Source organism: Variovorax sp. 770b2 (genome assembly GCF_900115685.1).
Classification (GTDB): domain Bacteria; phylum Pseudomonadota; class Gammaproteobacteria; order Burkholderiales; family Burkholderiaceae_C; genus Variovorax.
Genome location: NZ_FOXJ01000012.1, coordinates 1 through 14886, shown reverse-complemented (window position 1 = coordinate 14886; position 14886 = coordinate 1). Strand labels below are relative to the sequence as shown.

12 protein-coding genes are annotated in these 14886 nt (G+C 62.4%); 7 read left to right on the top strand and 5 right to left on the bottom strand.

Annotation, left to right across the window (positions count from 1 at the left end; genetic code table 11):
• The first annotated feature begins 22 nt into the window (after positions 1–22).
• From BM133_RS33300 to BM133_RS33285, 4 genes are read left to right on the top strand one after another with little or no spacing between them, the layout of a single operon-like run.
• Positions 23–841, top strand: coding sequence for a peptidyl-prolyl cis-trans isomerase (locus tag BM133_RS33300; protein WP_093443667.1), 819 nt, complete (start codon positions 23–25; stop codon positions 839–841).
• Complete coding sequence (locus BM133_RS33295) at positions 838–1818, top strand: HupE/UreJ family protein (protein ID WP_093443665.1); 981 nt, start codon at positions 838–840, stop codon at positions 1816–1818. The genes BM133_RS33300 and BM133_RS33295 overlap by 4 nt, the downstream gene beginning before the upstream one ends.
• Positions 1819–1826: 8 nt before the next feature.
• Complete coding sequence (locus BM133_RS33290) at positions 1827–2477, top strand: TIGR02466 family protein (RefSeq protein WP_093443663.1); 651 nt, start codon at positions 1827–1829, stop codon at positions 2475–2477.
• Positions 2478–2516: 39 nt separating this feature from the next.
• The gene (locus tag BM133_RS33285) at positions 2517–2975 is read left to right on the top strand and encodes a copper chaperone PCu(A)C domain-containing protein (RefSeq protein WP_093443661.1); all 459 of its coding nucleotides are present in this window, start codon (positions 2517–2519) and stop codon (positions 2973–2975) included.
• Positions 2976–3668: 693 nt separating this feature from the next.
• Here the strand turns inward: BM133_RS33285 and BM133_RS33280 are convergent.
• Positions 3669–4961: a replication initiation protein gene (locus tag BM133_RS33280; protein ID WP_177225029.1), complete on the bottom strand. Its 1293-nt coding sequence runs from the start codon at positions 4959–4961 to the stop codon at positions 3669–3671.
• A 656-nt stretch (positions 4962–5617) separates the two neighbouring features.
• On the opposite strand from BM133_RS33280, the gene BM133_RS33275 reads away from it, so the two are divergent.
• From BM133_RS33275 to BM133_RS33265, 3 genes are all read left to right on the top strand, one after another.
• Positions 5618–6814 carry a ParA family protein gene (locus tag BM133_RS33275; RefSeq protein WP_256219436.1) on the top strand — a complete coding sequence of 399 codons (1197 nt, stop codon included), beginning with the start codon at positions 5618–5620 and terminating at the stop codon, positions 6812–6814.
• Between the two features lies 1 nt (position 6815).
• Positions 6816–7859, top strand: a complete 1044-nt coding sequence (locus BM133_RS33270) for a ParB/RepB/Spo0J family partition protein (RefSeq protein WP_177225028.1) — start codon at positions 6816–6818, stop codon at positions 7857–7859.
• Between the two features lie 1412 nt (positions 7860–9271).
• A complete protein-coding gene (locus BM133_RS33265) occupies positions 9272–11116 on the top strand; it encodes a phage integrase family protein (RefSeq protein ID WP_177225027.1) in 1845 nt (614 codons plus the stop codon).
• Here the strand turns inward: BM133_RS33265 and BM133_RS33260 are convergent.
• From BM133_RS33260 to BM133_RS33250, 4 genes are all read right to left on the bottom strand, one after another.
• Positions 11113–11529: a hypothetical protein gene (locus tag BM133_RS33260; RefSeq protein WP_093443653.1), complete on the bottom strand. Its 417-nt coding sequence runs from the start codon at positions 11527–11529 to the stop codon at positions 11113–11115. The genes BM133_RS33265 and BM133_RS33260 overlap by 4 nt on opposite strands.
• A gap of 76 nt (positions 11530–11605) precedes the next feature.
• Positions 11606–11968, bottom strand: coding sequence for a DUF6283 family protein (locus BM133_RS35000; protein ID WP_143100286.1), 363 nt, complete (start codon positions 11966–11968; stop codon positions 11606–11608).
• A gap of 40 nt (positions 11969–12008) precedes the next feature.
• Entirely contained in the window at positions 12009–12290 is a 282-nt protein-coding gene (locus tag BM133_RS33255; RefSeq protein ID WP_093443651.1) for a hypothetical protein, read from the bottom strand.
• A 61-nt stretch (positions 12291–12351) separates the two neighbouring features.
• Positions 12352–14478, bottom strand: coding sequence for a ParB/RepB/Spo0J family partition protein (locus BM133_RS33250; protein ID WP_143100285.1), 2127 nt, complete (start codon positions 14476–14478; stop codon positions 12352–12354).
• Between the last annotated feature and the right edge of the window lie 408 nt (positions 14479–14886).

The window sequence follows — 14886 nt, the reverse complement described above, 5'->3', positions numbered from 1 at the left end:
ACTTTCAGCCTGACCGCCACCCATGGACCTTTCCAACGCCCTGAAACGCGCTGCACGCGAGCCGTTGCTTCACTTCCTCGTTCTCGGCCTGCTGCTGTTCGGCGCCGACCACCTGCTCAATGCCCGCCGCGAAGACCCGCAGACCATCACCGTGGGTGCCGACGTGCAGAAGGAGGTGCGCGAGATCTTCGTGGCCGGCATGAAGCGCGAGCCGACGTCCGGCGACATGAAGAAGCTCGTCGACCGCTGGGTCGACAACGAGGTGCTCTACCGCGAAGGCCTCTCGCTCGGGCTGGACCGCGGCGACAGCACGATCCGCGAGCGCGTGATCTTCAAGGCCATGAGCATCGCGCGCAGCGGGCTCGCCCTGCCGCCCATCGACGAGCCCGGGCTGCGCGCCTGGTTCGAGGCCCGCCGCGACCGCTACGACACGCCGGCCCGCTTCGACTTCATGGAAGCGGTGGTCGTCGGCGACAGCACGCCCGAGACGCTGGAGACCTTCGCCGCCGCCCTGAACGGCACGGCCAGGAGCGACACGCAGAGCGACCTGCGCGTCTTCAAGGACCGCCCGCGCACGAACCTGGTGGAGAGCTACGGCAGCGAGTTCGCCGACAAGTTGACGCAGCTCAAGCCCGGCGAATGGCAGGCCGTGGCGAGCACCGCGGGCCTGCGCGTGGTCCGCGTCGAAGCCGTCAAGCCGGGCACGACGGCCAAGTTCGACGAGATGAAGGATTCGGTGCACCAGGACTGGAAGGACGACACGATGGCGCAGCTCACCTCCGACGCGGTGCGCGAGATGGGCAAGAAGTACGCCGTCCGCACGGAGGGCGAGAAGCCATGACGGCAACGGCAACGGCAACAGCGCTCTGGCGCCTGGCGCTGCGCGCGCTGTTCGCGCTGGCCGTCGGCTGGCACGCGGCCGGTGCCGGCGCGCACGAGATGAGCATCGCCGAGATGACGATGCGCGAGGCCACCACGGGCCAGTTCGTCTGGGCATGGGGCGCGCCGGGCAAGAGCCGGCCCGTCTCCGAGGAACTCACGCCGACCTGGCCGCAAGGCTGCGTGGGCGACGCGCAGACCGTGCAGTGCGCGGGGCCGATGGCGGGCACGCTGTCGGTCGATGGCGTGGGCAAGGCGTATTCGGCCGCGCTCGTGCGCATCTACTGGCGCGACGGCCGGCAGAGCGTGCACACGCTCAGCGGCTCGCAACCCGCCGTGCAGCTCTTCGGCGGCGCGCGCGACGAACGCGGCAGCCTGGAGCTGGCCAAGGTGTATGGCATCCTGGGCGTGGAGCATATCCTGAGCGGCATCGACCACCTGCTGTTCGTCATCGGCCTGCTCTTCTTGGTCGGGCTGAACAAGCGGCTCATCGGCACGATCTCGGCCTTCACGCTGGCGCACAGCTTCACGCTCGCGGCCAGCGCGCTGGGCTGGCTCACGCTGCGCTCGCCGCCAGTGGAGGCGACCATCGCGCTGTCGATCGTGCTGGTCGCCGCCGAGGCGCTGCACGGCCGGCAGACCTGGAGCCGCCGCTGGCCCGCGCTCGTCGCCTTCCTGTTCGGGCTGATCCACGGCCTGGGCTTTGCAGGCGCACTGAAGGACATCGGCCTGCCGCAGCAGAACATTCCGCTGGCGCTGCTGAGCTTCAACCTCGGCGTGGAAGCCGGACAGCTGCTGGTGGTGGCGCTGGCCTGGGGCCTCGTCGTGCTGCTGCGGCGCCATGCGTTCGCGCTCGCCGTGAAGCGGCCGGCGCTCTACGGCATCGGCGCGCTGGCCAGCTTCTGGACGATCTCGCGCATCGTCGCGATCGCGGGCTGACCGGCGCCATGACCGAGCCCACACAGACGCCGCCGCGCGCGCAGGTCTTCGAGCTCTTTCCGACGCCGGTGATGCGTGTCGAGGGATGCCTGGACGCAGCGCTGGTCACCGAGGTGCTCGCGCAGCTCGGCGAGGACCTCTCGCAGGCGAACCACCGCTCCGAGGCGCTCGCGCACAGCCGCCTGCTGTCGCCGGAGGACGCGCCGCTGCTGCGCGACGTGGCGCAGCGCCTGGATGCGCCGTTGCGCGAATTCGGCACGCTGCTCTTTGGCGAGGCGCTGCAGTGGCGCCTGAAGGAGATGTGGCTCAACGTGATGCAGGCCGGGGGCCAGCAGGCGGTGCACAACCACGCCAACAGCTTTGCGTCGGGCATCCTGTACCTAAGCGACTGCGAGCCGGCGAGCAACACGGCCTTCGTCCGAAGCCTGGGCGGGCGCGACTACGTGTTCAGCAACGCCAACCCGCGCAGCGCCACCGGGCCCTTCAACGCCGAACGATGGATCGGCCCGACGCCGTCCGCGGGCGACCTGCTGCTGTTTCCGAGCTACCTGCTGCACGAGGTGCCGGTGAACCGCGGCGCGACACGCAGCACGCTCGCCTTCAACGCCATGCCGCACCGGCTCGATGCCTGGGGCTATGCGATGTCGTTCTCGAACTGAGGCGTCGAGAGCCTCCTCTCTTCTTTCATTCCCGATCCCATGACACCTACTCCGCGCTTCTTTCGCATCGCTTCCGCCATGCGGCGCGTCCTCCTGCTGACGCTTGTGCTCTCGCCGATCGCCGCGTCGACGCACGAGTACTACGGCCTGGACTTCACGCTGATCCATCCCTGGGCCGATGCCACAGAGGAAGGCCAGCTGGCGTCCGCGCCGATCTACTTCACCATGGAAAGCGTGCGCAGCAAGGACCGGCTGGTGCGCGTCAGCACGCCCTACGCCGAGATGGTGGATTTCCGCAGCAGCGACGCGCCCTCGGCCAAGGCGATCAAGAGCATCGACTTCGCGCCGGCCGACAAGCTGGACTTCGGCAAGGACCGTCCGCACATGGTGCTGCGCAACCTGAAGGTGCCGCTGCAATGGGGCCGCAGCTACGAGATGACGATGTTTTTCGAGAAAGCCGGCCCGATGCAGGTCATGGTGTCCGTCGGAGCGCACTAGCGTATACGTACCAACGACACCTCTCGTGACATCAAGATGTGTTCGCCGCATACTGGGGATGCTTCGTTTTCGTAGCGGCGGCAGCTCACAGCGCCACAGCAGCGGCGTTTAAGGCGTCCTTCGATGAGAGTCCTAGGCCCAAGGAAGTGGAAAGCGTGTTTCCGTCCTCCGGAGCAGATGGCCCGCAGCACCTGAGATCATCGATCGCAAGACTTTGCTCGATATTCGCTACACGCCCGAAGTGTTTGACGACTGGAGCGGATTTATGCGAGCGCAGGCCGGCGTCGTCGATATCCAGCCGAAGATATGGTGTCGGATCGGGCCGTATCCGGGCCTTTCAGCCAGCGAGTTCATGCGCCTGCCGGCGGCACGCATGCTTGCGACCGCAGACGCTTGGGCCGTGCAGTCCAGCGAGGTCCTTGTGCGATTTGCTCTGAAGACCGAGGAGCTCCGTGGAGTCATCGAGAAAGCGGCCGGATCGTGCTCGCCGTCTCCCCGCTCCGCTCCTTGTTCCGGTAACGGGAACAAGATCACAACTGCCTGGGCAAGAAAGCTCGAATCAAAACATTTCGGGCGTGGCAGTCGTGATTGCCGCCATAGTGCTTCAAGCCACCGTAGCCGCTTCGTCAACGTGACCTCGTATCGCTTATTGCGATACAGACTTCGCCGGAACGGCTGAGCCGGCGATGACATTTAGACAGGCGAGCTGGGTCTTACCTGTGCATTCCAATCGGGACCGTAGGTCGCAGCTGCATACGTCTGCACCACCATCGAACCCAGCATCCCATGCAGCACGTCGCCCTGCGAAGCGCGGCGGCTGACGATGGCGGTCAGCAGCTTTTTCGATGCCAACGACTGTAGGGCCCGATCTACCCAGACCTGCCGCTCCGCTGGGTCTAGAGCTTCGATTTCTTTGCGCATCGCCCTGATCCGCTCCCCGGCCAAGTCTTCTGCCGACGCAGCAACAGGAAGCGAAGGAGTTGCCGGGGCAATTTCCGGTGGGGCCGGCTCCGGTGCGGCTTCGCCCTGAGGGTCACGCTCGTTGCGCAACAGGGATCGAAGGTACGAGTACGCGTTATCGACCGCACGCAAGGAGTTCTTTGCGGCGCGTCGCTCCAGTGTATCGAGTTGATCGCGCACTCTATCTTCCCCGAACTCCTTGATCAGGCCGTCCAGCTTGATCTCGCGGATCCCGAGTGTCTCGCAGCGCAGCACCAAGTTGGCATCCACCGGCTTTTCGTGACCTGCGGGGTTCGTGGTCTTGGCCCGACGGCGAACGGCGAACTGAACCTCACTCACCACCCTGCCCTGCCGATGCTCGATAAGCTCGATCTCGAGGTCCGTTTCCTGGTTGATCTCTGCGACCGCCTCCTTGACGCGCTCGTTCTTGAACTTCCGCCATTCGCGTTTGTCGCCGCCAGGCATATTGCTCAGCGCATCGGTCCACCAGCCAACGGGTTTGCGACTGGTGACGCCACCGGGGTTGTCGCGATAGCGCACGCAGATTTCGTAAAGCGCGATGGCTGCATACGTGCTCAGCCGGGCCAAGACGTCCAGTTCGATGCGCGCCCATCGCGACGGATCGCGCAGCGCGGTCATGATGGAGGGAGGAAATGACCAGCTCACCCAAGTCTCGCCACGGCGGACCTCCAGCGCCACTTCGGACAACATCGAAAAGCCGCGCCATTTCACCCCGTCGCCGGGCGCGGTGGACTCCCAGTCCACCTCCAGGCTTCGCATCTCCCCCAGATAGCGTTTAGCGGCGGTGCGGTCAGCGCCATCGGACCCAGTCGTACGGAGTACCGCGGCCAGCGGCGCTTCGAACATGAAATCTGCGAGGGGCATGGCCTCCATTGATCCCAGGCGAGCCTGAGAAACCTGGAGCAGCACCGTATAGATGCGGCGGGCCGTCAACGTCACCCTCGCCGAACGAGGCACCATGACGATCATTTCGTGCGGCTTGCGCAACTCCAGTGCATCGCCCACGCTGGGGCGTGGCGTTGCGATCGGGGGATTGGCTGCGGGTACCGGCATGCATCAATCATATGTCCATAGATGCTTGGACACCAGATTTCAACCTCGCTGTGATTTATGAGCGGTCTAGGGCGCGTAAACCACGGACACTTTGGCCTGAGTGCTCGGCTGAATGCGAGTAAAGCACGGACACATATGGCGCTGATGAACGAACGATCCCGAGTAAATTACAGACACCATGTCATATCGAGGTGCTGGGTCAGTGCGAAACCGCTGGTTAGATCACGGACGGTTGCCGTTTGCGGAGCTGAATGTGGGGCCGACGTCTAGTGATCAGAGTTATGCACAGGCGCGCGAGGTGTTCATCAAAGCACAGACACTTTCCGAGCAAGCGGCGGACGCATGCGAGCAAACCACGGACGCATCCGGTTAAAGCGCGGACGCCGTACTTAAAGATTTTGGGCTAACTCTTTGTCGCAAAAGGAGTTTTTTGCGCTGAGGCAGACGCCTAACTTCTTTAAGGTATTAGATATTCTCTTTAACTCGGAGAAGTTATCCACAAACCCTCCAAAGAGAAGCGTCACTTCTGACGTGTTTTAAGAATTCTTCGATTTTTCGCAGGCGGTGGGCATAATCGCGCGACAGTAAAACTTCCGAGGGTTCTTCGCGTGGACATCAAACAAACAATTAAACGGCAGTCTCTGGAGGATATCGAGATACAGGCACAACGCATCGCCGGCATGATGGAGCACATCCGGACCGCGATGCTGGCGCCGACGGCAGTCAAGTTGGCCCCCTCTCTCAGCAGTGCGCAGTTGGCCGAGCTGTGCGGCGTCGACAAATCAAAGATCGCATACCGCCTAACGCGCGGTGACCTGCCGTCCGGCAATATCCAGGGAAATCGCCGCGAATGGACTATGGCCGAAGCACAGACCTGGTCCCGAGACCTCAGAGCGTCACACATCCGGCCCAAAGGCGCAGCAGGGATCACGATTACAGTCGCCAACTTCAAAGGCGGGGTCGCGAAGACGACGTCGGCCGTGACGTTGGCGCAAGGGCTCTCAATGCGGGGCCATCGGGTCCTTCTTCTGGACCTTGATCCCCAAGGCTCGGCGACCACGCTGTTCGGTGTACTGCCCGATGCAGAGGTAGACCCGGAGAACACGGCCATGCCGTTGTTCGCCGGCGATGAAGACAATCTCTCGTACGCGATCCGCCCAACGTATTGGCCCAACATCGATCTCGTCTGCGCCGCTCCCCTGCTTTATGGCGCCGAGTTCATCCTGCCTGCGCGCCAGGCCAAGGATCCGGGCTTTGAGTTCTGGCGCGTGCTGGATCGAGGCCTGGACGCTATGCGCGAAGCCTATGACGTCATCGTGATCGATACGCCACCTTCCTTGAGCTATGTGACGATCAACGCGCTTATGGCGGCTGATGGCGTGATCATGCCGTTGCCGCCTTCGGCGCTGGACTTCGCGAGCTCCGCGCAGTTCTGGGATCTGTTCTCGGATCTTTGCAACCAACTCATTCGCAGCCGCGGCAAGAACAAGAGCTTCGAGTTCATCGACGTGCTTCTGTCGCGCGTCGAGGCATCCGATGCCGCCAGCTCGGTGGTCCGGCAATGGGTGCTCGAGGGCTACGGTGACAAAGTCTTGCCTATCGAGATTCCGAAGACGGCGGTGGCTGCGACAGCTAGCGCTGAGTTCGGGACGGTGTATGACCTGCCTCGAGGCTCAGTGAACTCGAAGACGTTCGCCCGTGCACGCGATGCCTACGATCGCATGTGCGAATTGGTCGAGCAACAGATCGAGGCGGTCTGGGAACGTCAGTTGGCCGAAAGCGTTTCGCTGTCTTCAGGAGATTGATATGGGCTTGCGCGACAAAGCATCCAAGATCGACTTTGCTTCACTGACGAGTGGGACGGGTCTGTCCCCGGACACGAAGCAGCCGAAAACTGCGCCAGGCGCGATGATGGCGTTTGCCAATGATGCGCGGTCTGATCTTCTGCGAGAGAACGAGGAACTGCGGTTGGCCGCCTCGCGAGTGCCCGCGTTGGAGGCGGAACTGGGCGAAGTCGTTCAGGATCTCCGGAGCTGGGATGGGGCCAAGGCCGCACGCCTGTTGGATCCCGCGACCATTGCGCCAAGCCGCTACGCGAATCGCCACAAAAGCAGCTTCGATGGTGACGACTTCGACCGACTCAAGCGTGAGATCCAGGAGGCCGGCGGAAACGTTCAGCCGATCAAGATCAGACCGTGCAGCAAGCCAGCCGGCGAGGGTGTGCTTTATGAGATCGTCTTCGGTCACCGAAGACATGAAGCATGTCGTCAGTTGGGCGTTCCCGTACTTGCGGTTGTCGACAACCTCGACGATCGCTCGCTGTTCGTCGAGATGGAGCGCGAAAACCGTGAGCGGCAGGATTTGTCGCCTTGGGAGCAGGGGATGATGTACGTCCGCGCTCTGGATCTCGGGCTATTCACTTCCAACAAGCAGCTCGCGTCTGCCCTCGGAATCGACCATAGCAATGTCGGCAAATCACTGGCACTGGCGCGCTTGCCAGATGCTGTGGTCGGCGCATTTCGTTCGCCCCTTGAGATTCAATTGCGCTGGGCGCCAGTCCTCAATCGAGCGCTGGAAGCAGATGCGCAGGGCGTTTTGGCGAGGGCCCAAGAGCTGGCTGCCAGGAGTCCGCGACTTCAGGCTAAGGACGCGCTGCTTGCGCTGGTGTCCGGACAGGAGGGCGTACAAGTGCAGGCCCATCCTTATGCCCTGCAGGTGGCTGGGAAAAAAGCCGCGACCTTGACTTTCGATGCGGATGGCCGCGCGAGCATTCGCATCCATCTTCCATTGGCAGATGCCAAGCGAAAAAAGCTTCAGCAGTTGCTGCAGGAATTCATGTCGGGGCTTTAGGCGGTAGAGCCCGGATCGGCTACAGAGTAGGGGGGGTGGTTCCGAACCACCCCCCTTTTTTTCAGATTGACGCGGTCAAAAGCTGCGTTCGATGCATCCCCTGTCTTGGTCGGGAGTCAAGGTGCGGATAGAAGGTAGGGGGCCGACCGGAGCCCTCGCCCCAAATTTTGCGCGCTGGTGCTCGAACAGCCCGATGCAGTCCGGAGACGCCAAAGCGGCGTTTTTGAGCTCTTAGCTTGGCCAAGCGGGTCTGCCGTTGGCCCGATCGGATCGACCAGGTTGCGGCTACCGCTCTTCTTTAACTATCAGCGGGCTCGTCGGAGGCAATCCCCTCAGCGGGTGATCCTTGGATACGGACCTTCTTCTGAGGATTTTGCATTTGCATGCCACCCGGCCCCATCTTCGCGAAGATCTATCGGAGTGGATTGGTCGCAAACAAGCTAAGCCCCGGTTTCTCCGGCCCTATCTAACTGCACGGCGCCGCGGCTTTGAACCTTTCTGGAGAAGGAGAGACACCGGCTCCATTTTTTTTGGTGACTCTCTAGCGCCCACGCCATGTCGATCCATCCAGATAATAAAAACGAACTCTAGCACCGGCGCTGGGGGGTGGTTCCGAACCACCCCCCAAACAGAAGCACGCCGAACACAAAGCGTCCGGGTCCTCGTATTCCTGGACTGCATCCTAAAGGCTGCTGCTTTTGCCTACGACACCCGCTGAAGTTTCTCAAAGGCGGAATCCGACTGGGAACTCCTCCACTGAAGAGCCGAACGCCCACTGAGCCACGATTCAACATGATGTCTTCGCCGCACGAAACCGCCTCGTGCGGAGGAGAGTGAGCACGTCGAACTGGATCAGTCGGCGACCAGCTCAACGAAGATGTGTCGTCGGGGGGATTTGCGGCCGAGCACCGGGCACGGTCTAGTCGAACTTGGCGACGGCGGCACAGCCAGATGGGCGCAGGCCCAGACGTTGCAGTCAGCCTCGCCTCGCTCAAGAAAGTTCCCACGTGGGCGCGCTGCCTAGCCTGGTCCGCAAGCGTCAGCCATTTAGCTCGTCAGAAAGGTGCCGGCGAGCTTGAGAATCGAGCCGGCGTAGCGGCATTCCTTTGAAGCTGAGGGAAGCGGCCGTAGCGCGGAGAACATCGCTTGGCCCTGAAAGTTCATCCTCAATCGAACTCCGAATTACGACGCTAAGTCATTGATTTATATCGTTAATTATTCAGGTGACGTCTTCAGCATGTCCGAGTTCATCAGAAAATCGCATGGATGATTATTTGAAGCAACTCTAGAATGAAGAAGTCGGACCAACCTCTTCCCTTCCTAGCATCGCCTACTTGATCAATGCTCCCCTTTGAACGTCAAGTCCACCTTCTTGTGCCTCGATGTGGGGTCCGAGCCCGGCCGCAGCAGGCATGCCAATTCAGGTGCATCTTGTCCATGAAGGAGCGCCGCGCGCGATGAAGCGGCCTGCTCAGCGCCACTTGCACCACGGGCACTTTGCGTTCATGCGAGCCGTCGTGCAAGGCATTGACGCACAGGACAGCTGGGACCGCTACATGCGCGCGGAGGGTGAGCACCGTGATGCACGAACGGTCCGGCGGACGATCGAATGGATTCGAGACGCGTTCGCTGTCGCCGCCAGGCAGGCAAAGCGACCTGGCCTGGCCCGTCTGATCCTTCTTGAACCGGCGCTGGTCAAAGACGTTTCGGCGCCCCCGTCGCTGGAAGACTTCGCCGTGTTGCATGGCTTGGAAGACTTTTCGGAAGACGAGCAGATTGAAGCCTACCAAGCTGCCATGGCTTCCGCCTCGAGCCAAAGCAGTTCGGGTCGCCGAGGTGGTCGCAGACAACGGCTCGTAGCCAAGCAGCTCGAAGCGCTTCGATGGCTCGAGCAACACGTTGTACAGGCGCCGACCGCCGCAGACCCCTTGTCGTCCTGGCTGGACGAATCCATCGCGCGCCGGATGGCACGTGCGGGCCTGAAGGACGTCGGGCAATTGGTCGAGCATGTCAACGCGCATGGCGATCGGTGGTGGCTGCATGTCCCAGGCGTTGGAGTCCGTAAAAGTGTCCGTGTACTTGAATGGCTCAAGCTCCACGCAAAGGAGATAAAAATGGATGTGGGCGCTCACGTCTTTCTTCAGCGCAAACGAGTGCCCGCACACTTGCTGGAGAAGGTCGTGAAGTCCGGGACGGCATTGAGACCGTACGAGAAATTCGAAGTGCCGCCCGCACTGGCAGGGGGGCCCCGACTGCCGGAGCAAGGGGAGGGCGAATGCCTTCTTACTGCCCGAAGCGACCGCGAGGCTGTCGATGCCTGGCTTGACGCAGCAACGGGCGGCGCTGATGGCGCTCCGCGTTCTGCGTCCACGAGTCGCTCCTACCGCAAGGAAGCGGAGCGCCTCCTGCTCTGGACGGTGCTCGTGCGTCGCAAGGCAATATCGTCACTGCATGAAGATGACGTGCAGGCGTACCGGGACTTTCTCGGTGCGCCGCCAGCTGATTGGTGCGGACCTCGTCATGCTCAACGCTGGTCGCCGCGGTGGCGGCCGTTTGAGGGCCCGCTGGCACCAGCGGCTATCGTCCAAGCCATGACAGTCCTTCATGGCCTGTTTGCGTTCTGGGTCCGACACGCTTACCTCAAGATCAATCCGTTCGCGGCGCAAACTGTTCGTCGGTTTCGGCCTTCGGCCCCGAAGGCAGTCCGGTCTGGCAGCATCTCACCATCAGACTGGGCCCTGCTGGAAGCCCTGCTGGAGGACGAGATGGCCACTGCGCACGGCCGACGATTGGCTCGGGCCATGCGATGGCTCCGCTTCAGTGAACTCGGTCTTGCCCGGCTGACACACCTTCGGTGTGAGCATTTACATCGAAAATTGCAATCGCATGGCGATGATGAGTGGTCGCTCGTGCTGGATGATGTGCCTCGAAAGGTACTCGGAATGCCCGTTCCCGCGGCACTCGTGGAAGAGGTTCAGGCCGAGTTGCGCCGTCAAGGGCGGCCAGGCGACGTCACCGACCCTAACAATCGAGGCGTCCATATCCTTGCCCGCTTTCGATGTCAGGACCAACTGCCGCCGCCTTGGTCGGCATCGGGACTTACAAAAGCTATACGAGCGACCTTCGAGCGCGCTGCAGCTCGCGCGGATAGCGAAGGTGCGCAGCGTTGGGCGCGGGCATCAGTACGATCGCTGCGCGCTGAAAGAGGACGGCAATCACTTGCCCGTCAACAAAGTGTCGAACCGGCCGCCCGTTAGAGTTCCATTCCTGCGTTTTGGGAGAGCTTCACGAGTTCGTCGAGGGCTTGCTTCGATGATTCTTGTGCCGCGTGACGGGGAGGTGCGTCTGATGTCTCGAGACTTCGCTTTTTGCCAGCAAAAGGTCGAGCGACTTCCATTTGAATCGCAGCTTCCTCCGTTGTCAGGCTGCACGCCTGCGGCTCCGTAAAAGGAGGCTCTTGTTCAGCCGCCATTGCATCCAAGACATCGGCAAGGATACGAAGCGCCCGGGCAGGTATCTTGAGAGGTGACCTTCGTGTGCCGTCCTCGACGGTGATTTGAAGGTAACCGGCCTTCGAATGCTCGAGCGCAGCGACGAGGCACTGATGCGCCTCCAATGCCATTGCCGCTTCCTCCTTGCTCGTGGCCTTCGGGACACTCGACATATCCATCTGTTTTCCTTGTAGCTGTCGATCGAATCCAGGAGTCGTCGAACCGGAAATCGATGGCACGGGCTCCGAAGCTGACTCACTGACCTCGCAACTTGGCCAGGACTTCCCGATAGTTCTCATGAAGCTGGGGAGCGTCGGGAGCGCGATCCAGCGCCCGAGGATTGATTCGACCCTCCATCACTGCGATTCGCACATTTGGATGTCGCTCACCCACCGCGGCCAGCCAGCCCGCGCACGGAATCTCTCCGTTCTCTTTCGAGTGGTGGCAGGCGAACATGGGGGCACCGTAGTCGGGACCAAAGCCTCGTTCATCCGGACAGGTCGCCGCGAGTCTTTCCGCCAAGGGCAGACTGAAGCCCGGAATGTCCGCAGCGCCCTTGTCGATGCGCCAAGGGCACGATTCGCAGGGTTTCGTATGTTTGTAAGTGGACTGTGTCATTGCCGCATGAGTCTGTTGGCCCAATCGTAGCTGCAAGCTCTCAACACCTGGGTTGCAGATGGCCAGTGGCCACGCACCCGAGTTCGCGCGGACCGGCGAGCCGGGCGCTGTATCGCGCGCCGCGCTTGCGCAACCAGTCTGCACGCTTTGCGCACTCGACGGCGCTCTCAGGCGTTCTCGCGCGCACATAGAGCGTGCGGACGGTCATCGGCCGGCGGGCGGGGCCGGCCCGCACGTCGACCGCATACTTCCTGAACTCTTCGGTTGCCCAGTAGGCGATGGCATGCAGTTCGTCGGTGAAGATGAAGCGCACCTGATTCATGACGAGAAAGAGAGGAGGGGGACGAGAGGGGAGGATGGCGGCGTACGCCGCCCTCGCTGCCTCACTTTTCGTTGCCGTCCCCTGTCTTCTGTTCCTCTTCCCTTTGCTCGTCGTTCTCTTCCTCCTCTTCGCTACCCACTTGCGCTGGTGCAGCCTTGCGCGCGAGTGGCGCAGGAAGCCACCGCTTGCCCTCCAGCTTGGCCGCAGCAAAGGCCACCGCATCGGCCTTCTTCATCGTGACCATCGGCTTTGAGGCCTCGGCGCTCTCGGCCTGCGTCACTGCTTGGACTAGTTGATCCTTCGAGACACTTTCGAGGAACTTGGCAGGCGTCGGAGTCCACCAGTCGGCCATATCGAGTTCGAGCGCATCGGCCAACGCATCGCTCATGTCGTAGCCGGGGCGCTCACGGCCATGCATCGCGTCCAGACCGCTCGCCGCACAGAACGCCAGCAGATCGAGCAGCACCCCCGTGTCCTGAGCCAGCAGCCACCGGAAGATCACGACGGGTTCGCCACCGGGCACCCGATCACCCCATTGCTCCAACGCTACAGCCAGCGCGACAGCGGCAGGGCAGGCGTCGTACTCGGACGCACGGCTGGTCAAAGCGGAGTGCCTGGTCAAATCCATTCGGAGCTTCAAGGGCGTCTGCAAGTACGACTGCGACGAAAAAACCGGCACCGCCATCGTATGCACCACCAGTGCAAGCGCCACATGCGAGTTGTCCACCAACGAGGCCTGCATCGCCGCTGTCCGGTGCGCGCTCAGGTCAAGCATCAGGCGTTCGGAGATTGCCGCACGTTCGCCCTTTACACGTCCATCCGCGCGTCCATTCGTACGTCCATCCGCACGGCCATCCTCACTTGCATTGGCGCTCGCCTGCAAGCTCGCAGGAATCGGCTTGCCGGATTCCTTGAGGGCCGCGATCTTCGCTTTCTCGATCGCCTTCCTGTCCTCGGGGCGCATCAGGCCGCGCGCGTACTCGATATCACCGGCCGCGCTGACCGACACCACGACGCCGCGACTCGCAAGCTGCTTCGCGGACCATTGAGCGAGAGAAGCATGCAGCGCAGAAAGAATCTCTGCGACGTTCTTCGCATCGACCTGCGCATCGTTCATCCGCCGCGCAGCTTCGGTTTCTTCGGAAGAGCCGCTCGGCGTCTTGCGCCACTCGGCATCCAGAGCGCGAACCATCTCGCGCGCGTCGTCGTGCAGCGTGGTCCACGTCTGGATCCACATCGCTTCCTCTGCGCTCGGCTTGCGCGACTTCGCGCGCTCCCGCTCGAAACGATCCGGTTCGAAGTAAGCCACTGTCGGCTTTGCCTCCACCCACAACCAGCCAGCAGCCTTTTCCCCGGCCACAGCTTCGGCCAGCTTCTCGTCGGCGAGCCGCTGTACAAGGGCACCGTCGTGTAGCCAGCACTCGCCGTCGTTCGCAAACAGGTCTTCGCGCATCACGCCACCCGCAGCCACATAGGCTTCGACGCCGACGAACCGCCCGAACCTGCTTGTCGCGCTGACCGCAGCCCGCACGATCCGCTCCTTGATGCAATACGCGCTCCGCCCGTGCTCCCCCAAGGAGTCCCACACGGCGATCTGCTGCTTGTGGTCATCGCTCAGGCTCAAGGCCTTCAACTGGTCGAGAGTCGCTCCGCCATCGCGCAGAAGCGTGATGAATCGCGGAGCCAGCTTGCCCAGCGCAAGACGGCGCTCCACGGTCAGCGTCGAAACCCCCATCGCCGTGGCGATCTGCGCAACCGACCTGCCTTGCTTGGCGAGCTTGGCAAACGCGATGAACTCATCGGCCGGGTGGTGCTGGATGCGCCCGAGGTTTTCCGTAAGGCTGAGCGCAACAGCACGCTCGGCATCCTCGTACTCCTTGCATTCGACTGGCTCATCCTCGGCCAGCTTGCCTTGGCCTTGAAGCCACTGCAGCGCAAGCAAGCGGTTACCGCCCGCATGAACAGCGCCCCGACCCTCCGCATCCATCGTGATCGACAGCCGATGCATCAGCCCTTGCGCCTCGATCATCGCGGCCAGAGAGCGAACCCAATCCGGATCGCGTCTGGTCGTCATGTTGTCGTCGGCGATGTACAGACGATCCAGTGTCATGGATACGTCCCGTCCCGTCGAAAGCGCGACCGATATTGCGGCGGTGTTCGGGGCGATCATCTTTGCGAGTGCGTTCATTTCATTCCTCCTGTGGTGTTTCAAAAACTGCCGGGCCCCAAGATCCAGAAGCCCCTCAATGAGGGTGTGGATCGCAATCGGCCTGCCTTTCAGCCCTGCCGCCGTTCCCCTGAGTCCTGTCGCCCGGTGAACGGGAGCGAAGCGATGGCAGGAGAGCAAGGGAGGAAGAATTCGTAACGCGGCCGCGTTATGAACACCCCCTTGCAGGCGCAGCCGGTCTCGGGACAGCGCGCAGCAAAGTCACCGGAAAGAAGCGAGAGGAGTCAGGGGAGCGGGAGCCCGGACGGGGCGGCCGATCGCGGACCACACCGCCGCGCGGCGAGCGCCACCGCGTGCAACGACACGCCTGATCAGGAAGGCAAGCGCAGCGCGCAGCGGCTGCACCGCGGCCGCGCAGCTCGAGCAGCT